This is a genomic window from Methanolacinia petrolearia DSM 11571 (genome assembly GCF_000147875.1).
GTDB lineage: Archaea > Halobacteriota > Methanomicrobia > Methanomicrobiales > Methanomicrobiaceae > Methanolacinia > Methanolacinia petrolearia.
Genome location: NC_014507.1, coordinates 784,297 through 801,873, shown reverse-complemented (window position 1 = coordinate 801,873; position 17,577 = coordinate 784,297). Strand labels below are relative to the sequence as shown.

Sequence of the window (17,577 nt, the reverse complement as noted above, 5' to 3'; positions counted from 1 at the left end):
ATTGTCCCTGCAGGCACTTAAATTATCGCAAAACAGGGCCCATATAGATTTCAGGGAAAATATTATAGGATTAAGAGGGCCGGAGCACGCCGACGTTCAGTCGAATTTTCCGACTGCCGGATCTTCGATACCAAGCTCGCGATCGATGGCGAGAACAAGTCTTTTCAGCGATTTATTCAGCGATTCGAGATCCTCGGCATCCATGTTTCCGCTCTGGTGCCAGTTGGCTTTCTGGCGGAGGTCGGTCAGGTGCTCCTCGACCTCGGTTCCCCTGAACCGGTCGGGGACCTGCATCTCGATAAGATGATCCGCAAGGCCGACCCACGCCCTCTCAGGCGGAAGACCGATGTGCTTTGCAACAAGCATGATGTTCGTTATGAAACCTCTTCCAAAACGGCTTTCCATGTTTGAGTTTTGGAGATTTTCCCTGAAAAAAGTATGGATTAAGTAAACGATCAGACCATTTTTTCCGGGTCGGCCTTCATGATCTCGCGGGAGAGTGTAGTCGCGTACGTTCCCGGCGGAAGGCTGAATTCGAGACCGACCGAGTCCCCGGATACTTCGTATTTCATCTCCGTCCTGATGGATGCGGCCCTTAATGCGCCCCTGAAGGCGGTCCCGGTGATCTCCGCCGCCAGCCCGAAGCTTTCGGGGGTTATGCCGGACTCGTCGAGGAGTTCTCCGATATAGCAGTCTGTCTCCCCGGCTGGCCTGAACTCTTCAGATCCGGGCATGAATATCGCGGGGGCACATCTTCCTCTTCTCATGTGGACCTTCGCAGTTCCGATGTTGTCTTCGGTGACGATATCCTCCCGGCCGCCTTTGAAGATGAGCCTGTCCCCGACGAGCGGTTCGTCGAGTCCACCTGCTTCGAGCCGTCTGCTCAGCGCCTTGTTGAAGAGCCAGGACTGTGCTGCGCTGACGAACATGGAGAGAAGCTTGGGGGGCGTGACCTTCAGTGCACCTTCGTAGTCGCCGGGCTCTTCGATGAGGTGATGGAGCATCGCACGCTCGTAACGCAGGTGGTTCGGCATTATGGCGAGCGTCTCCCTCACGTCTTCGGTGTCGAGATAATGCTTCCTTGCGATCTCGGTCTCCTCCGGCTCGTTTCCGCAGGAGAAGCTGACGTAGGTCTTTACCGCCTCCCTGAAATCCCCTTTCAGGATATCGAATCCCGTGAGATGGGTCACGGGTCTTGTCGCACCGAAACGCTGTATCCCGAAGTAGTTCGGGATCTTTCCTGCCACCGATGCGGACGAGACCTCTTCGAGGATGGGAGCGGGGTCGGTGGTCCCGATGTCCCGGATCGTTATCGCGAAGTTGTTGCCCTTCAGGTCCCCGAGAGATATCTGGGAGTTCGCATGCCCGGCGACCTTCAGCGAAATATCTTTGATCCTTATGGCTTCGACATCCTCTTCGCTCACACCGTAGATCGAGATGAGTTGCCTCGTCACCGCTCTCTTGTCCTTCGTTCCGCCCCACCCGATCCGGCGCTGGCTTACCCCGAGCACCTTGGAGATCTCTTTGACAGCCTTCTGGAGATCCCAGTTCGTCTTTTCGAGCTCGCAGATGAGATACGGCCCGCCGGTCATCTTTATTTCGCCGTAGATCTCGCCGACCACGAAGTCCGAAGGAGTCTTCTTCAGTATCCCGCCGGTTCCGGGGGTCTCCGTTACATAATAGTCCATCCCGAGAAGGGTCTCGATCGGGTACTCGCTCTTCATCATAGGAGCTGGAGGTCTCCGGTAATCTTGTCGAGGTCTTCGGACTTCGCCGGCCCGAGGCCGAGTGCGGTAACGGTCCCCGGCGGGATCTCGGTCATTCCCGCATCGGCGATTATAGCCGCGGGTATCCCGGCATCCTCGGCGAGGGTCTTGATCACGTAGAGGTCCTTCTGGCTGTTGACCTTGAGAGCGACCTTCTTCATCCCCTCGTCGAACCATTTCTTCTTTGTTATCTTATCGGCCTTCTCGTACGCCGCGATTGCGGCATGTGCGAGCTGTGCGCATTTCTTGCCGCATGACATCTTCACGTCGTTCCTGATGATCAGGCACTGTTTGTATTTGAACTCGGGTTCGGGCGACATTTTTGTAATATACTTAGGTCAGGGATTCAGATAAGCATGATTACCGCTGCCGGGTGCTGCTTCAGCTCGCTTCCGCAGGACCATCCTCCGGATCGACGAAGCCTCCGGCTGCAAACCATTCCGGCTTTTTGAACCTGTGTACGAGCAGGGGTATGGCGACGATGACGATCATACCTGCAATGAGGAAGACGGGATACCAGATGCCGATCGTATTCGTGACGTCGGGAGACGGGAGGGTGCTCACGAACTCGGTCAGGAGGAGGAAGAACATCCCGACGATTCCGACAATGAGGACGCTCCCGAAGCCGAAGGTGCACATAATGTAAAGGCCCCTCTCTCCGCCGGGAATGTAGAACTCCGATTCCGTATGCTTCGATCTCAGGTACCTGAGCTTGATGGCGGTCAGGAACATGATGAAATACGCAATAAGGTAGACGTGGGTGGTGAGTGCGACCATCATCCAGAACGCACTGTTCACGCCGGGAATCAGGGCGAAGATTATGCAGAACATCGAGACGAGGGTGGCCTGGAATATCACGAAGTTTCTCGGAATCCCGTGCTCGTTCGACTGCTGGAACCACAGCGGGAGCGTCCCGGCCTTCGCGGTCCTGAACAGGCCCCTGATCGGTGCGATGATCCACGTGCTGACCTCGCCTATGGACCCGATGACGACCATTATCGCGAGTATGGGAACGATCCACGAGAGTGAGAACGTATTGAAGAATATCTCGAAGGCCTGCATGAGTCCTGCGATGAGGCTGATATCGCTCTGCGGAACGACGGCGGCTATCGAGAATGAGCCGAGCAGGTTCACGAAGAGGCAGAAGAAGACCACGAAGATGAGTGCGAGCGGGTAGTTTCTCGACGGGTTCTTGAGGTTCTCGATATGTGCGGCTGAACCCTCGATCCCGAAATAGGGCAGGAAGAACGCGGCGAGTATCGCGAGGTTCGCGGGATTCGAGAGGTCGGGGATGTAATTCTGTGCTGTGAGCGTAAGATCCAGCTGTACCGGGTTTCCGGCGAGAAGGTATGCACACCCGGCGACGACGATGGTTATGGCGGGAATCGCGACACCGAGAATTACGCAGACGGTGCTGATCCTTCCCGAGGCTTTCAGCCCTCTCAGGTTGACCAACGTCGCACCCCAGTAGACTACAAGAGAGATGACGAGGATTAATATCTTACTCTCGAGCTCCCCGTAATCGAAGACATAGAGTATGGTTCCGGCTATGAACGAGAGGACCATGACCATCAGGATTGTCATCTGTATCCACTGGAGGAATATCGCCGTAAATCCCCATTTCTCCCCAAACGCCCCCTTGACCCAGACATACAGTCCTCCCTCGTACGGGCAGGCGCTGCCCAGTTCGGAGAGGATCAAAACGCAGGGGAGAAGAAAACCGATGGTCGCGACTGCAAAATAGAAGAACATCTGTGTTCCCGCCTCGGCGAGAGTCGGCTGGCTCCTGACGTTCACGAGAATGGCCGATGTGATCATTATGAAGGTGAACAACCCAATTTTATCTTTTATCTGCAGAATCCCACCGTCTATCTACCTCAAGACCTGTTAAAACAGCCCCCGGATTATGAATCCCGGTAAACAATTATTCTCATTCATGCCAATATGTAATAATATCTGTGATCTACGACGTCATAGTTGCAGGTGGAGGACCTGCAGGGAGCATGGCGGCAAAATGCTGCGCAAAAGCCGGGCTGAATACGCTTCTCGTAGAGGAACATGCTGCCGTAGGAACGCCGGTCCAGTGTGCAGGGCTCCTGAGCACCAACGCCTTTTTCGAATGCGAAGTATCGGACAGGAGCGTTATCCAGACAGTCTCGGGCGCAAGGGTCGTCTCCGGTCTGAGCTGTGAATTTTCGTTCGACGCAGGAGAGATCAAGGCATATGTTGTCGACAGGAGTGCCTTTGACCGCGAGATGCTCGAAGCGGCCGCGAATGCCGGGGCGGAGATCATGCTGAAAACATCCGTAAACGGAGCGATTGCCGACAACAGCGGCTGCACGGTCTCCACCACCGGAGTTTCAGGCAAACAGAATTTCAGATCGAAGATGATAGTCGCAGCGGACGGTCCGAGATCGAACTTCTCAAGATTCTTCGGCATGAAAAGAGCACCGGTATTCCTGTCGGGGATACAGGCGGATGTCCCGTATGAAAGCGACGGAAGGCTCGTAGAACTTCACCCGTATGCATCGCCGGGATTCTTCGGGTGGGTCATTCCCGCTGGAAAAGGACGTGCACGTGTCGGGCTGTGTGCGGAAAAGGATACGAACGAACTCTTTACGCAGTTCATAAAACAATTCGGGCCCACAAACGTTCACCAGGTTACAGGGACAATCCCGATCGGTATCATGCCCCGGACCTACGGGAACAGGACTTTGTTCTGCGGTGATGCGGCAGGCTTCGCCAAACCCACTTCGGGCGGAGGGGTGTACACGGGAGTCAGGTCGGCGAGACATGCGGCCGATACCATCGCCGGGTGTATCGAATCCGGGGACTTCGGCGACCGGGCCCTTTCACGATACGAATCTTTATGGAAGGCGGACTTCGGGCGGGAGCTCGCGTTCGGGGTGAAGCTCTTTAAGATGAGAAAGGGCCTGACACCCGAGATCATCGACGACCTCTGCCGGGTGATGAACGAAAAGGGCATGGCGGAAGATATCATCCGCTACGGCGACATGGACAGGCCCGGAAAAATCGTCAAAAAAATGGCCCTCAACCCCTCGATCTACAGGGTGGCAGGAAAAGTTATCGGGAGCGAACTACGTTCTCTTTTTTTTAGGGATTAGATCTGTTATATCCCAGAATATTTTGGGATTTTTTAGATTATACCGGCGTAGGCAACCCCGGCACCGGCGGCTAAGCCGCCGGACGGCCCCTGCCTAGGGGCCTTGCCTGAAGATAATCTTCCCCCGGGCTGTTGAATTTATTTTTTTTGAATTTTCCCTTAAGTACACGCCATGAATTTACCGCGTCTCCCCGCTCAGGGGATACTCGTCTATCCCCTGAGCCGTTATCACCACAGAGAGGCCCCGTGGTCGGGGCCGGTCCGCGGGCCTGCTGTGCGGCCCGCGGCGAGGGGTTGCCAAAAATAGTGGAACTTGCTTTTAAGATCCAAGAAAGATGCCAGTTTACCCGGCAATCTCCGTTCCATTTTCTGTAGTCATCGCAGTTTCGTTACCTGTGGTCTCGTTGACTTCCATTTCAATTATCGCAACAGGCCTTTCGTAATTTTTTGCAGCCTCCATCGTCTCGAACAGGTTCCCGAACTCATCGATAAGCCCGAGATCATATGCATCCTCGCCCCTGTAGAGCTGGGCTTCCTCCACGTCCTCGCGGCTGATATTTCTCTGGCTTAAGACATCGTCCAGGAAACGCTCGAAACTTTCATCGACCATAGCTTGGACATATTCTTGCTCTTCGTCGGTAAGGCCGCGGTACTGCGAGGTCAGGTCCTTCATATCTCCGGATTTGACAATGGAGACATTGACGCCCTCGATCTGGAGGGAACGGCTGGTATCGATGAACGTCCAGATCGTTCCGATGCTTCCCGTAAGCGTATCGGGGCTTGCATAGATCTTGTCTGCATAAGCGCTGATGTAATATGCCGCAGACGTCGCCATATCTCCCATCGATACGAATACCGGTTTCTTCGTCTTAGCATACTGGACATCCTCGATTATCTCCTGGGCACCTGCCGGAGATCCCCCCGGACTGTCCACCCTGAGCACGATTGCCTCGACAAGCGGATCATCTGCCGCCTGGCGGATCCGGCTCCCGACATATTCGCTTCCGACATAGCCTCCGCTGTAAAAATCTCCGGTCTCGATCGTTCCCTCTATGCGGATTACCGAGACTCCCTTGCTCTCGGAATATGGTATCAGTATCGTTAAAAGAACTATAATTATCAATGCGATTATCACTCCGGCCACAAGCCAGGGAATTCCGGATTTTATCGATCTTTTTTTATTATTGTATTCTATCTTTTTTTCGAGCCAGCTCATTATTCACTTCCTGTACAGGACGTCGTATTCGGTAACGAGATTTGTCCCGCACATGTAGTAGTTTTTGAGTTGGAGGCTGAACATCTCCTCTTCGGATTCTATATGCATCCCTCCGACGAGAGATGGCGTGTCCGAACCTCCGACTATGAAGGGAAGATGTATAAGGCGGATCTCGTCGACAAGACGGTCCTGGAGCATGTAGTAGTTGAGCGTCGGCCCTCCTTCGATCATGAGTTTCGAGACCCCGTAATTTTCGACGAGGGTCTTCATCAGGAGGGGAAGATCTACCTTGTCCTCGCCGACGCACACCACATCCGCTCCTTTATCCTCGAGAATCCGGATATTCTCAGGCGAGGCCTTTTTGCTCACTGCAATGAGTGTCGGGGCGTCGGGTCCGAGCACATTTGATTCGGGAGGAATGGCGGCCCTGCTCGAAGGGATGACCCTGAGGGGGCTCTTTCCCTTGACGGACCTTACTGTAAGAAATGAGTTGTCGATATTGATTGTATTCGAGCCGACCATTATCGCATCATATTCGGCCCTTGTTTTGTGCAGGAGGATGTCAGTTGCATGATCCATGTATTTCATGAGGATCTTGGAGGAAGCGCCTTTCTTCAGTGTAAGCTTGCCATCCACAGTTATCTCCGACATCATCAGCACGTGGGGTTTAACAATATTTCCCGCCATATCAATCTTCTTATTTTAAGTTGTTCTTCAACCTGTAAAGCATTTAGTCTTATTCATATTTTCAAAAGGGTTTTTCCTTTGGGCGTCCACATAATATAAGAAATGAATATTACTGCGCTCAGGCCCAAATTTACCGGATGTCTCGAACCCCTCGCAAATATATTCATCAGGCTCAGGTTCACCCCGAACAGCGTCTCGATGCTGTCACTGCTTGCAGGGATGGGGGCGGCATACCTGTTCTTTTATCAATACTTCGTCTCTGGCGCAATACTTCTTTTCATATCGGCAGTTCTCGATCTCGTCGACGGAACGGTTGCAAGAAAGACCGGGAGAGAGAGCAAATTCGGAGCGGTATTTGACTGGATCGTCGACAAATACGTAGACAGCATAGTCATCCTCGGGATCGGACTTTCGGGGATTGCGATTATCAGCGGCTACTTCCCTATACCCGCACAATATATTCCCGAAGCGGACTTTGCAGTGGTTGCCATTGCGATTATCGGCTCGCTGATGAATACGTTCATAAAACCGGTCGTATATGCGGAGGTCGGCTTCGAGAAGAGGGAGGACGGGAAGATCGACGACCCCCTGGAGAGAGTGGGATTCTTCGGGAGACCGGAGACGATTATCATCCTCATCCTCGGGGGACTGACGGGATTCATCGCGATAGCGGTGATTCTGGTCGCTGTCTGCACGAATCTTTCCGCACTCCAGAGGATTATCTATCTTTACCGGCACCTGTAATCTTCATTATTTTTTCAGTGTAGAGCGTAACTATTCCTTCTGCGAATTCGCCGAGCGCGGGATTCAGTTTGAACAGTGCAAGAGCGAGGAGCACGAGGAATATGAGTGCGCCCAGTTCGGCCATGACATTGTGCGCCCAGAAGAAGCTCTCGTACCCGATTTCCCCGTTCGATGCAATCTCGGGGAATACCTGAAACCACTGCCCGGTGTATGCCATTACGACAAATACATTCCTAAAAAGATTCAGGATGTATATCGTCGGGACGACGAGCAGGAATGCCATGAGCTTCTGCCTCCTGTCCGAGGGAACGCAGTAGGCAAGCCCAAGCATTATCGCGATGCTCTGGATGCCGGTGCAGGCGAGGATTATCTCGACGCGGAAGTTGTTGTATTCTATCATATTCCACGCGACTTTTTCCGCGCCGAAACCGAACAGCCCGAGGAGTGACGAGACCTCCGATGTGACTACGGCGATCAGCCAGTCGCCGAGCGGCTGGTAGAACCCGAAGGGGATATAGATCAGGAACGCGATGGCCGCCCCCCTGCTCAGGTAGATGGTGAGTTTGTTGTTCCTCAGGATTTCGGGGATTGTTATTGCAAGGAAAGGTATCCCAAGTATCCCGAAGAGAGGGTACATGAAATTGTTCTCGACGAAGATATAGTGCGGAAGGTCTACGAGGATCGATAGGATGATCGCTGTCCACCCGGCGGCCGCACAATAGAGATTATACGGGCGCCTGAGCAGGAGAAAGCCGATGAAAAATATCGCTGCGGCGTATATGAGGAGGGGTTCCATTGAATATAAGTCTGCGGCGAAACCATTTATTTACTATGAAAATCACGTTGTGATTTACAAGAAGCAGGCCATGAAACTTTTGTTTTATGAACTTTTTTTCAAATCGGACTTTATTTTAAGGGCATCATTTTGACAGAATGAATAAGAATTAATGAATTGGAAACAGATAATATAGACGATGATGTTTTGTCCTGAATGTAAAGGTCTTATGAAGTCCTCAAACGGGAAACTTAAGTGTACAAAATGTGGTTTTGAAAAGGAGATTGAAGACCGGTCCAAGATGATGAAAGTCAGAACGATGGAAGAAAAGGATATCGTCATCGTCGAGGATACCGAAGAGATCGCGACCCTCCCGACGACGAATGTCAGGTGCCCGGAGTGCGGCCACGATACCGCATACTGGTGGCTCAGGCAACTCAGGTCCGCTGATGAGTCCGAGGTCAGGTTCTTCAAATGCGTCAAGTGCAAGTACACCTGGCGCGAATACGACTGAATTTTCCACTTATTTTTTTTGTTCGATAAAATTTCTTTTTTTTAGGTTTTTTTGCGGGGATCTTTTTGAGCCTGACTGTTTTTGGATCCTAAACAGACAACACGGAATTTGACGAGTGAATCAGGTTTCAGGTTTTCATTCCGGGCTGTTAATTATATAGTCTGCAAATCCAAATCTCAATCCAATGACAATCTGGATTGCATCGACCAACCGCGACAACTGGGAGGTCATAGAAAAGAGAAATCTCTGGGGCGTTCCGAAGAGGAATAAGAACAGCATCGAAAGATCAAGCCCCGGCGATAAGATCGTCATATTCGTCCGCCAGGAAAACGCCGGAGACACGATCCTCCCGTCCGCAATAATGGCCGCCTGCGAGATTACATCGAAACCATTCGAAGATCTCTCGGAAGTCTTCATCAAACCGCCGACTATGCCTGGCGAAGAAGTCTTCCCCTATCGCGTAAAGCTGAAGCCCGTAAAAATATTCGACGACCCTCTCGATTTCAAATCGCTCATCCCGAAGCTGGAGTTCATCACCAACAAGAAGCAGTGGACCGGCCACCTGAGAACGGCAATGAGAACCATCCCCGAAGAAGACTACGAGTATATCATGAAGGCCGCCGAGACGCCGAGAGGGTGATCACCGAATCGCTGGCGATGCAGTTATCTCCCCCTGAGGCCATTTCATAGAATATGGTAACCGAACGAGTGGTCGTTTCCCTGGCCTTTTGTCTGTTCATCGTGGGGATCAGATTAGATTTGATAAGCGGAGCTTTCCCCACCCTGACCCTGGTTACCGGATGTCTGGCGATCCTTATTGTCCTGGTGACCGGTTTACTCGTCCCCGGTGAGATCCGGAACCAGGTTCTTCAGGCGCCTAAATAAGATCGTCCGGCATTTATTCAAATAACTTATTTTACCATACTTAGATTAATTTTTCATAATCTTTACCTAACCCCCTCCTTTTTCAAATACTCTCTCATCAACCTCCCGAAACATCTCTCGCAGACACTTCAGGCTCCCCCAAAGAAAAACCGCCTCCCATCGCCGCAGAGATCACACTTCCCGAGCTCCTTGGTGGTTCTCCCAAAATCATGATGATCGAGAACTCCCGGAAGAGGAAGAACCGAACCCCTTAAATCACCGGTTGACACTTTAACCGGCACATTTGCAACTTTGTACACAGTTACGAAAAATTGCAAAAATTTTTTGCAAACTAAAGATTCCTTATCTGCTGATGTTTTTTTATTTCCCGGCATATCAGGGCATTCTTCATCTATGTTTGCACAATTATACTGCGTACACACACACTCCTGAAAAGGTGCATGCGGATTATTCATCTTCTGTGCCCCGGGATTTTTGTGCAAACAAATGTTTACAGGGAGAAGATCTCCTCCATCCAGACAATATTCTGCAAATGAACCGCCCTCCGTCTTTTTCTTAGTTTGCAAAGTTGCAAACTAAAGATAACTCCGAAGGATCATCATCGCCGGGACCAACGCCATCATGAAACCCATTCTGTAAATGACCTCCGGGGCGGCTGCCGTTTTCCTTTTCTGGTATCAAACAGTAAAAGTTCCCGGTTATTCGTTCGTTTGTTCCTTCCATTTTAATCCCAAGTTGCGATTCCGGCACCAGATAAAGACAGGGGTGGGAGTTATTATAAAATTAAATCGGAATTTACGAGGAAAATAAAAAAATTAATAATGAATGGGATTTCATGAAATTCGTTTTCTTCACAGTATAATTCAGGTGTTTTTTTCAGAAATTTATTTGGGCGTAGGCCCCTGTCGGGAAGAGACCTGTTGGAAAACGTAAAACAAGTTGAAAAAACAGCCAGAGATCAAACCCGATTTTGAAACGATAAAATAGAGAATTCACGGAGCAGGAGGAACCCTACCCCGTCCCTCCCCGCACATTTAACCAAACCCTTTCTCATAGTTTAAAATACTCCACACAACACCGGGAAAACCTTGTAAAATAACAATTAGGAAGAAATATGCAATCAAAATATAAAAATAAATTATTATGAGCATCCGGCAGAAAAATCTCATAAAAAAGCTGATATTATACCTCATTATACTGCAAATACTACTCCCTGCCTGGGGTGTCTGCGCAGAGAGTGGAATATACCTCCCGGACCAGTATGCAAAAACAAATGACCTGTCGGCATCCAATTTCTCCACTGCCCTGCCCATAGACAAGGACCACCTGACCGAAGACGAAAAGAAATTATCCACCTCCCTTCTACTGGATGCACAGGATTCCGGCGATCCAGGCGCCGTAACATTATCTGCCATGCGTTCCGCATCTGTTGAAACCTCTTCGGACGAACCCGTTTGCGTCTATGTATACATGCTGCCCGGCTACTCCACGCATAACATCGACTATATCGCCAATGTGACAGGCAGGGACGAGGCGAACAACTTTGCGGTGGCATGGGTCGACACCGGGGATCTCTATGAACTGACCGCAATCGATGGAGTAAGAGCGGTCAGGGAAGTCATCGCACCGGGTTTAAGTATAGGATCAGTCACGACGGAAGGGGACATCGTCCATAAGACCGCCAATGTTCGTTCCGGTTACGGGTACACAGGCGCCGGGGTGAAGATCGGGATCATATCGAACGGCGTCAAACATATCAACGATTCAAAAGAATCAGGCGATCTCCCTGACGACGTCCACGTCCTCAGCGACGAAGTTGGCGGTGATGAAGGAACGGCAATGCTTGAGATTGTACACGATATGGTTCCCGATGCCGAACTATATTTCCACGACATGGGGGACGATGAAATTGAATTCAATCATGCGATCGACGCTCTTGTTTCAAGCGGCTGCAAAGTAATCTGCGACGACATCTACTGGCCGGGGCAACCATACTTCGAGGACGGTACGATAGCAAATCATCTCGAATCGGTGCTCTCGGATAACGATATCGTATATGTAGCTGCTGCAACAAATCTGGCGGAAGAACATTACCAGGGGGAATTTTATGAGTGGAAAAACGGCTTCCATGACTTCAGTGGCGGCACAAATCCAAATCGCACGTCCATGTATGTCTACCTTCCAGCCGCCTCAGGTGTCCGTATCATCCTGCAGTGGAACGATAAGTTCGGCAGTTCGGGCAACGACTATGATCTTTACCTATCCGATATATCGAACTCCTCTTCAGAAATTGAATATGGCGACCTGGATTATTCCGTGGATACCCAGGATGGATCAGGGGATCCGCTGGAATATATTGAATATTACAATCCGGGCTCCTCGGAGATAATCGGGGAGATCGATGTCCGGAAAAACAGCAGTGCGGAGAGTAGAATCCTTGAGTTGTTCATATTACCAAAGAACGGGGCGATTGTATTCAATAACAATGTCGTCGCTGCCGATTCTGTTTTCGGGCATGCGGCAGTCCCGGATGTAATCACAGCCGCCGCTGTAAACTGGATAACGCCTTCGATTATCGAATCGTACTCTTCACACGGACCTGTTACCATCTCGTATCCCACGCAGGAAATCCGTGCAAAACCGGATATCACCGGGGTGGATGGCGTCAGCATTACAGGTGCAGGAGGATTCTCGAATCCGTTCTACGGGACCAGTGCTGCGGCGCCGCACGTAGCGGCGGTTGCCGCCCAGATCTGGGGTGCACATCCCGAAATGACCGCCGACGAGGTGAAGGCGGCGCTTTACAATTCGGCTGTCGACCTCGGGGAGACAGGAAAGGACACGACTTTCGGGTACGGCCGGGCGGATGCTCTTGCGATGGCGGATTCGCTTCGCACCGTTGTCTCCTCCGGCCTGAATGTCGCCACGAGAACCGGGGGCGGTCCAAACACCGATACGGGAGTAGGGTTCACGACGGATCTTAAAGCCGGAGGGACTGCGTCGTTTACGATGGACAAGGGCGCTGTCGGTGAAGTCTCGGTGACCGCAGGGGCCGACATCAAAAAAGTTATGATCACCGTCGAAAGGGAAGGATCGCTTCCGTCTTCGATCGGAGAGCCGGATACGGATGTCTACGAGTACGAGGACGTTACTGTATACTATGCGGACGAATCTGATCTCTCAGGCGGAACCTTCTCCTTTAAAGTGAAAAAGAGCTGGCTTTCGTCGCATGGCTTCGGTTCCGGCGACATCGTGATGCTCCACTACAATGAGGAGACGGGCGAATGGGAAGAGCTCGCTACGACTCTGACCGGCAAGGACGGCACATATTGCTATTACAGTGCTGATACACCGTCGTTTTCGTGGTTCGCGATCGCCGTATCAGAAGGTTCGACGATTGTTCCTGAAGAAACACGGACTGCGGAAGCAACACAGGCTGCAACAGCTTCCGCCACACCGTCGCCGTCCCCTGCCACAACGGTTCTTTCGACCGCGACACCGGATAATCCGGAAAATTCCGGCGGAACGGGATCATGGTCATCGACGGTAATGGTTTTGGTGTTCGTGGTGTTGGTGATAATTGTAATCGCCGGTCTTGTCGCCCGCAGGAAACAGGAAAAATATCCCGACTGGTGGGATAAGGAATTCAAATAATAAATATTCTTTTTTGCGGAAACCTGATTTTTTAGGAATTAGTGGGATCTCATCTTTTCGAAAAATGGCATAAGCCCCTCGCTTTCAAGATAAAATGAATTTATTAGAGGACGCAAGCCCCGGCCGTGAGATAACAAAGAAGAAAATTCACGGAGCCGGAGAGATGCTTGCCCATCCAGGAGGCGACTATCGCGACGAGGAGGAGGGTTAAAGGGGGAAATCATTCCCCGCCCTTCTCATTCTTAGTTAATATTTTTCCGAAGGCAAACCTTGCACAAGTTCGAAACGGCTTTCATTCAATCATGTAACTCACAGGTTAAATGAAATACTCAATCGCATTTTCTTCATTTATATACCCGGCCGACAATCTATTGATCAGAGTGTTAAGGGAGCATCCAGACTCCCGTCCCATGACACCACCAATAAAGAAAACAACCTATAAAGGAGACGACCGAAAAAGAAAGAAAAAAACGCATAATACTCCAAACCCCCACCAAAAGAGGGCTCTCCACCTGAAGCCCTCAACCTCAAAACTCATACAACTTCATACAACCTCCAACTATTCCTTCGAAAGCCGGCAGACCCGGAAAGGGTAATTGCCCCCTTTTATTAAAACTTCACAAATGGCTACCGAAGGTAGCCCTAAATTTCGAAAGTGTGACAGCCCTTCGATTGCACCGGCCGGGAGAAAAACAAGTTAAAAAGGTAAAATAAAGTAAAAGGTGACCGAAGAACTCTGTTACCTCTTAAGAAGATCATTCACTCAGAATGGAACCGGATCCCATTCCAGGCAGGCTCCCACTCATATGCTCCGGGAGAGACGATCCTGATATTGTCTCCCTCTCCCGCCCAGTCCATCTCTCCTTTGATCTCGTTACCGAAGAGCTCTATACAGAGAATCTCATAGAACATACCTTCGGGATTCCCCGTCGGGCGTACGGCCAGGAGCTTTTCAGGGTCTTTTTCCCATGAATCCGAATATGGATACCTGTACTCCCAGCATTCGTTTTCATCCTTCCTTGCATGGATCTTTGCATCTTCGTATGTGATCGTTATATTTTTGTACTGCATTTTCCAAGACTCCTCGCGCAGGTCCCGTTGCTCAGCATAGCCTGTCATCAGTTTTTTCATTGCTGACGCTCTCAATCAGGAATAATAGAATTATTCCCGCTCCGCAAGATAACGTTATCGTCTTTTTTTGCTTTTTCCCTAAGATATCCCACAGTTTAGTAAAATCTGAGAAGGGCGTAAGCTCCATCACTTCTAAACAAAATGAATTTATTAGAGGGCATAAGCCCCGGACGGGAAATTAATATTTTAGGAACAATTGAAAATTCACGGAGCAGGAGAGACACTCGCCTGTCCCGACTGTGACCTATGGCCATGAGGGAGAGGGTTCGAGGGAGGGGAAATCGTCCCCCTCCCTTCCGAATTATTGCAAATTCCCCGAAACGTGCCGGCTCTCAACAATCCCGCCCATGACCCTGAACGCCGTCTCGGGTTCGTCGAACGAAGGGATACCAGCACTCGTGAGAGTGTCCCTTCCCTGCTTCATCTCCTCACCGCCGACAAAGACAGGGACCAGCCTCTTCTCAGTCTCCTTCGTCTTTTTGATAATCTCCCCGGCAAGCTGTTCGAACGGGATATTGTTGCTCGGAATCGAGATCACGACGCAAATGTCCCAGAAGTCTTCGTTTTTGCAGAGCAGATCCAGAGCCGCAACGAACCTGTCCATCCTTGCATCGCCGACGATGTCCACCGGATTCCTCCGGCTCCAGTATGAAGGCAGAAAACCGTCGAATTTCTCTTTTACATCAGTGGGAAGATCTATGATATTCAGACCGTATTTCTCCGCATAATCAGACGCAAGAACAGCGAAACCGCCCGCATTCGTCAAGACCACGACCCTGCCGCCCTTCGGGTATCTCTTCCTGTGCGCAAGAAATTCCGCCGAATAAAAGGCATCTTCTATACTCGATGCGGATATTGCTCCGCACTCCTTAAACGCCTCAATATAGATCTCGTGGCTCCCGGCAAGAGATCCGGTGTGCGAAGCTGCCGCAAGATGGCCCTTGTCGGATGAGCCCGCCTTTATCACAACCACCGGTTTTTCGGGCGAGATCTCGGATACAAGCTCCATGAACCTCCTGCCGTCACCCACATCCTCGATATACATGATTATGGCACGGGTGTTCTCGTCCGATTGCGCCCAGACGAGGTAATCGGTGAATTTAAGATCGCACTGGTTCCCGACGGAGGCCACCAGGGAGTAACCGAGCCCGTACGAGAGACTCCAGTCGATCACCGCATTCAGAAGAGCACCGCTCTGGGATATAAACGCGATGTTCCCCGGCAGAGGAGTTATCGGGAGAAAAGTCGTGTCATAGCCTTTATATGGGCTGATCAGGCCGAGGCAGTTCGGCCCGACGATCCTCATCCCGTATTTTTTCCCGGTCTCTGCGATAATATCCTCGATTTTCGCTCCCTCTTCACCCGTCTCCCTGAATCCCGCCGATATTATTACGGCGATCTTCACGCCTTTCTCCCCGCACTCTTTCGCGATTCCCGGAACAAGCGGTGCAGGAACAGATATAACCGCCATATCCACGCTGCCGGGAATATCCATGACAGACGGGTAGCATTTGAACCCGAATATTTCGTCGTCCGTGGGATTTACAGGATAAAATTCGCCGGGAAACTTTGCAAGCTTTTCAGCCATCGTCGTCCCAACCTTTCCCGGTTTCTCCGAGGCACCGACGAGGGCGATAGACGAAGGGCTGAATATTCCGGTATCGGCCGGAGCGTTTTCGCCCCGAACGACCTGAGCGGCCGGAACAGTGCTTTCGTCGAAGATGAACGCCGTATCTATCGCACACGCTCCTTCCTCGTAGAGCCGGAGAGGATTTATGTCGAACTCGGAAAGACCCGGAGTTTCACCGAACATCCGGGCGGCACTGACAAGAATTCGCACCATCTCAGCCTCGTCCTTCGGCTTCGAACCCCGATAACCACGGATAAGTGGAAAAGCCCTGATGCCACGGATCATCTTTTTCGCCTTTTCAGGCGTTAAAGGCAGTATCGCGAATGATACATCCTTGTAGATGCTCACGTTCGTCCCGCCTGTCCCGAACGTAAGGGTCTTCCCGAAGGCCGGGTCCGTCTTTCCGCCTACGATGATCTCCAGCCCGGGGCGTGCCGACTTTTCGACGATAACGCCCTCTATCAACGCACCCGGAACAGCCGACAACGAATTCCGGATTATTCGTGAATATGCCTCCCGGGCCTCACCCGCGGAGCCGATATCCAAAACCACGCCGCCTGCGTCGCTCTTATGAATGATATCCGGGGAGATCACCTTCATCACGACAGGGAACCCGAGGTTTTCAGCGATACCGGCGGCCTCGTCTTCGGAATGAGCGAGACCGTATTCGGGATGAGGGATACCAAACCTGTCCAGGAGACGGTATCCTTCAGCACCAAGAAGCACCTTTTTCTTCATATATTCACCCTGCCTGAGTCCGGCGGAAAATGTTTTTGACATATACCCTGCAGGTTGGAAAAACCCGGGCCATTTAGGATTAGTTTAACACCCAACTATTTATATACTTTATAAATAATTTTATAAACATGAAGGTGAATCCGGAAGACTCGTTGAAGATCGAAAATATCGTAGCATCGGCCAAGGTTGCCAAAGAACTCGATCTCCAGATGATAAACGAAAAGATCAAAGATGCAGAGTACAACAAGAAGAGGTTCCCCGGCGTTGTGCTCAGGATGCAGGAGCCCAAAATTGCGGCGCTCGTATTCGGATCGGGAAAAGTAGTCCTGACCGGTGCAAAGAGTATAGACAGCCTGTCAAAGGGCCTCGATATACTCGGAGACAAATTAAGGGAGCTTAAGCTGGATATCCCAAAAAATCTGGAATATAAAGTCCAGAATATCGTAACGTCCGCAGATCTCGGAACTCCCATTAACCTGAACAAGATCGCTGTAGGTTTCAATCTTGAGAGGATCGAATACGAACCCGAGCAGTTCCCCGGGCTGGTCTACAGGCTCGACGAGCCAAAAGTGGTTGTTCTCCTCTTTGGGTCGGGAAAACTTATCATAACCGGCGGAAAGCAGCCCGAGGATGCCAAAAAGGCAGTGCAGAAGATTTTATCCGATCTTTCAAACCTCGGATTAATTTAAACAATAGATTATATATTTTCCTAT

General features: G+C 50.9%; 17 protein-coding genes. 7 read left to right on the top strand and 10 right to left on the bottom strand.

The window, feature by feature from the left end; genetic code table 11:
• Positions 1 to 96: 96 nt before the first annotated feature.
• The 4 genes from MPET_RS04000 to MPET_RS03985 form a co-directional block, all read right to left on the bottom strand.
• On the bottom strand, positions 97 to 405 hold the full coding sequence (locus MPET_RS04000) for a hypothetical protein (protein ID WP_013328737.1): 309 nt from the start codon (positions 403 to 405) through the stop codon (positions 97 to 99).
• Positions 406 to 455: 50 nt separating this feature from the next.
• Positions 456 to 1,727 (bottom strand): tRNA pseudouridine(13) synthase TruD, encoded by a 1,272-nt coding sequence (gene truD, locus MPET_RS03995; protein WP_013328736.1) that lies wholly within the window; start codon positions 1,725 to 1,727, stop codon positions 456 to 458.
• A complete protein-coding gene (gene pth2, locus MPET_RS03990; protein WP_013328735.1) occupies positions 1,724 to 2,086 on the bottom strand; it encodes a peptidyl-tRNA hydrolase Pth2 in 363 nt (120 codons plus the stop codon). The genes truD and pth2 overlap by 4 nt, the downstream gene beginning before the upstream one ends.
• Positions 2,087 to 2,147: 61 nt before the next feature.
• Positions 2,148 to 3,584: an amino acid permease gene (locus tag MPET_RS03985; RefSeq protein WP_048130971.1), complete on the bottom strand. Its 1,437-nt coding sequence runs from the start codon at positions 3,582 to 3,584 to the stop codon at positions 2,148 to 2,150.
• A 140-nt stretch (positions 3,585 to 3,724) separates the two neighbouring features.
• On the opposite strand from MPET_RS03985, the gene MPET_RS03980 reads away from it, so the two are divergent.
• Positions 3,725 to 4,891, top strand: a complete 1,167-nt coding sequence (locus tag MPET_RS03980) for a geranylgeranyl reductase family protein (protein ID WP_013328733.1) — start codon at positions 3,725 to 3,727, stop codon at positions 4,889 to 4,891.
• Between the two features lie 342 nt (positions 4,892 to 5,233).
• Here the strand turns inward: MPET_RS03980 and sppA are convergent, their stop codons facing one another.
• The gene (sppA, locus tag MPET_RS03975; RefSeq protein ID WP_013328732.1) at positions 5,234 to 6,106 is read right to left on the bottom strand and encodes a signal peptide peptidase SppA; all 873 of its coding nucleotides are present in this window, start codon (positions 6,104 to 6,106) and stop codon (positions 5,234 to 5,236) included.
• A gap of 3 nt (positions 6,107 to 6,109) precedes the next feature.
• A complete protein-coding gene (locus tag MPET_RS03970; RefSeq protein WP_013328731.1) occupies positions 6,110 to 6,793 on the bottom strand; it encodes a RibD family protein in 684 nt (227 codons plus the stop codon).
• 102 nt (positions 6,794 to 6,895) lie between these two features.
• Between MPET_RS03970 and MPET_RS03965 the strand changes: the two genes are divergently transcribed.
• A complete protein-coding gene (locus MPET_RS03965; RefSeq protein WP_013328730.1) occupies positions 6,896 to 7,537 on the top strand; it encodes a CDP-alcohol phosphatidyltransferase family protein in 642 nt (213 codons plus the stop codon).
• On the opposite strand, the gene artA is transcribed toward MPET_RS03965, so the two are convergent.
• On the bottom strand, positions 7,512 to 8,333 hold the full coding sequence (gene artA, locus MPET_RS03960; protein WP_013328729.1) for an archaeosortase A: 822 nt from the start codon (positions 8,331 to 8,333) through the stop codon (positions 7,512 to 7,514). The genes MPET_RS03965 and artA overlap by 26 nt on opposite strands.
• A 178-nt stretch (positions 8,334 to 8,511) precedes the next feature.
• Here artA and MPET_RS03955 point away from each other — a divergent pair, with 178 nt between their 5' ends.
• The 3 genes from MPET_RS03955 (at position 8,512) to MPET_RS03945 (ending at position 9,711) form a co-directional block, all read left to right on the top strand.
• Complete coding sequence (locus MPET_RS03955) at positions 8,512 to 8,826, top strand: transcription factor S (protein ID WP_013328728.1); 315 nt, start codon at positions 8,512 to 8,514, stop codon at positions 8,824 to 8,826.
• 184 nt (positions 8,827 to 9,010) lie between these two features.
• Entirely contained in the window at positions 9,011 to 9,466 is a 456-nt protein-coding gene (locus tag MPET_RS03950; protein ID WP_013328727.1) for an EVE domain-containing protein, read from the top strand.
• A gap of 53 nt (positions 9,467 to 9,519) precedes the next feature.
• Positions 9,520 to 9,711: a hypothetical protein gene (locus tag MPET_RS03945; RefSeq protein WP_013328726.1), complete on the top strand. Its 192-nt coding sequence runs from the start codon at positions 9,520 to 9,522 to the stop codon at positions 9,709 to 9,711.
• A 128-nt stretch (positions 9,712 to 9,839) separates the two neighbouring features.
• Here the strand turns inward: MPET_RS03945 and MPET_RS03940 are convergent, their stop codons facing one another.
• The gene (locus tag MPET_RS03940) at positions 9,840 to 10,166 is read right to left on the bottom strand and encodes a hypothetical protein (protein ID WP_148222184.1); all 327 of its coding nucleotides are present in this window, start codon (positions 10,164 to 10,166) and stop codon (positions 9,840 to 9,842) included.
• 688 nt (positions 10,167 to 10,854) lie between these two features.
• Between MPET_RS03940 and MPET_RS15460 the strand changes: the two genes are divergently transcribed.
• Entirely contained in the window at positions 10,855 to 13,365 is a 2,511-nt protein-coding gene (locus MPET_RS15460; RefSeq protein WP_013328725.1) for a PGF-pre-PGF domain-containing protein, read from the top strand.
• 759 nt (positions 13,366 to 14,124) lie between these two features.
• Here the strand turns inward: MPET_RS15460 and MPET_RS03930 are convergent.
• Together MPET_RS03930 and MPET_RS03925 are read right to left on the bottom strand one after the other, a co-directional pair.
• Positions 14,125 to 14,436 (bottom strand): hypothetical protein, encoded by a 312-nt coding sequence (locus MPET_RS03930; protein ID WP_148222183.1) that lies wholly within the window; start codon positions 14,434 to 14,436, stop codon positions 14,125 to 14,127.
• A gap of 361 nt (positions 14,437 to 14,797) precedes the next feature.
• On the bottom strand, positions 14,798 to 16,906 hold the full coding sequence (locus MPET_RS03925) for an acetate--CoA ligase family protein (protein WP_013328723.1): 2,109 nt from the start codon (positions 16,904 to 16,906) through the stop codon (positions 14,798 to 14,800).
• A gap of 86 nt (positions 16,907 to 16,992) precedes the next feature.
• On the opposite strand from MPET_RS03925, the gene MPET_RS03920 reads away from it, so the two are divergent.
• Entirely contained in the window at positions 16,993 to 17,553 is a 561-nt protein-coding gene (locus MPET_RS03920) for a TATA-box-binding protein (protein ID WP_013328722.1), read from the top strand.
• Positions 17,554 to 17,577: the final 24 nt, after the last annotated feature.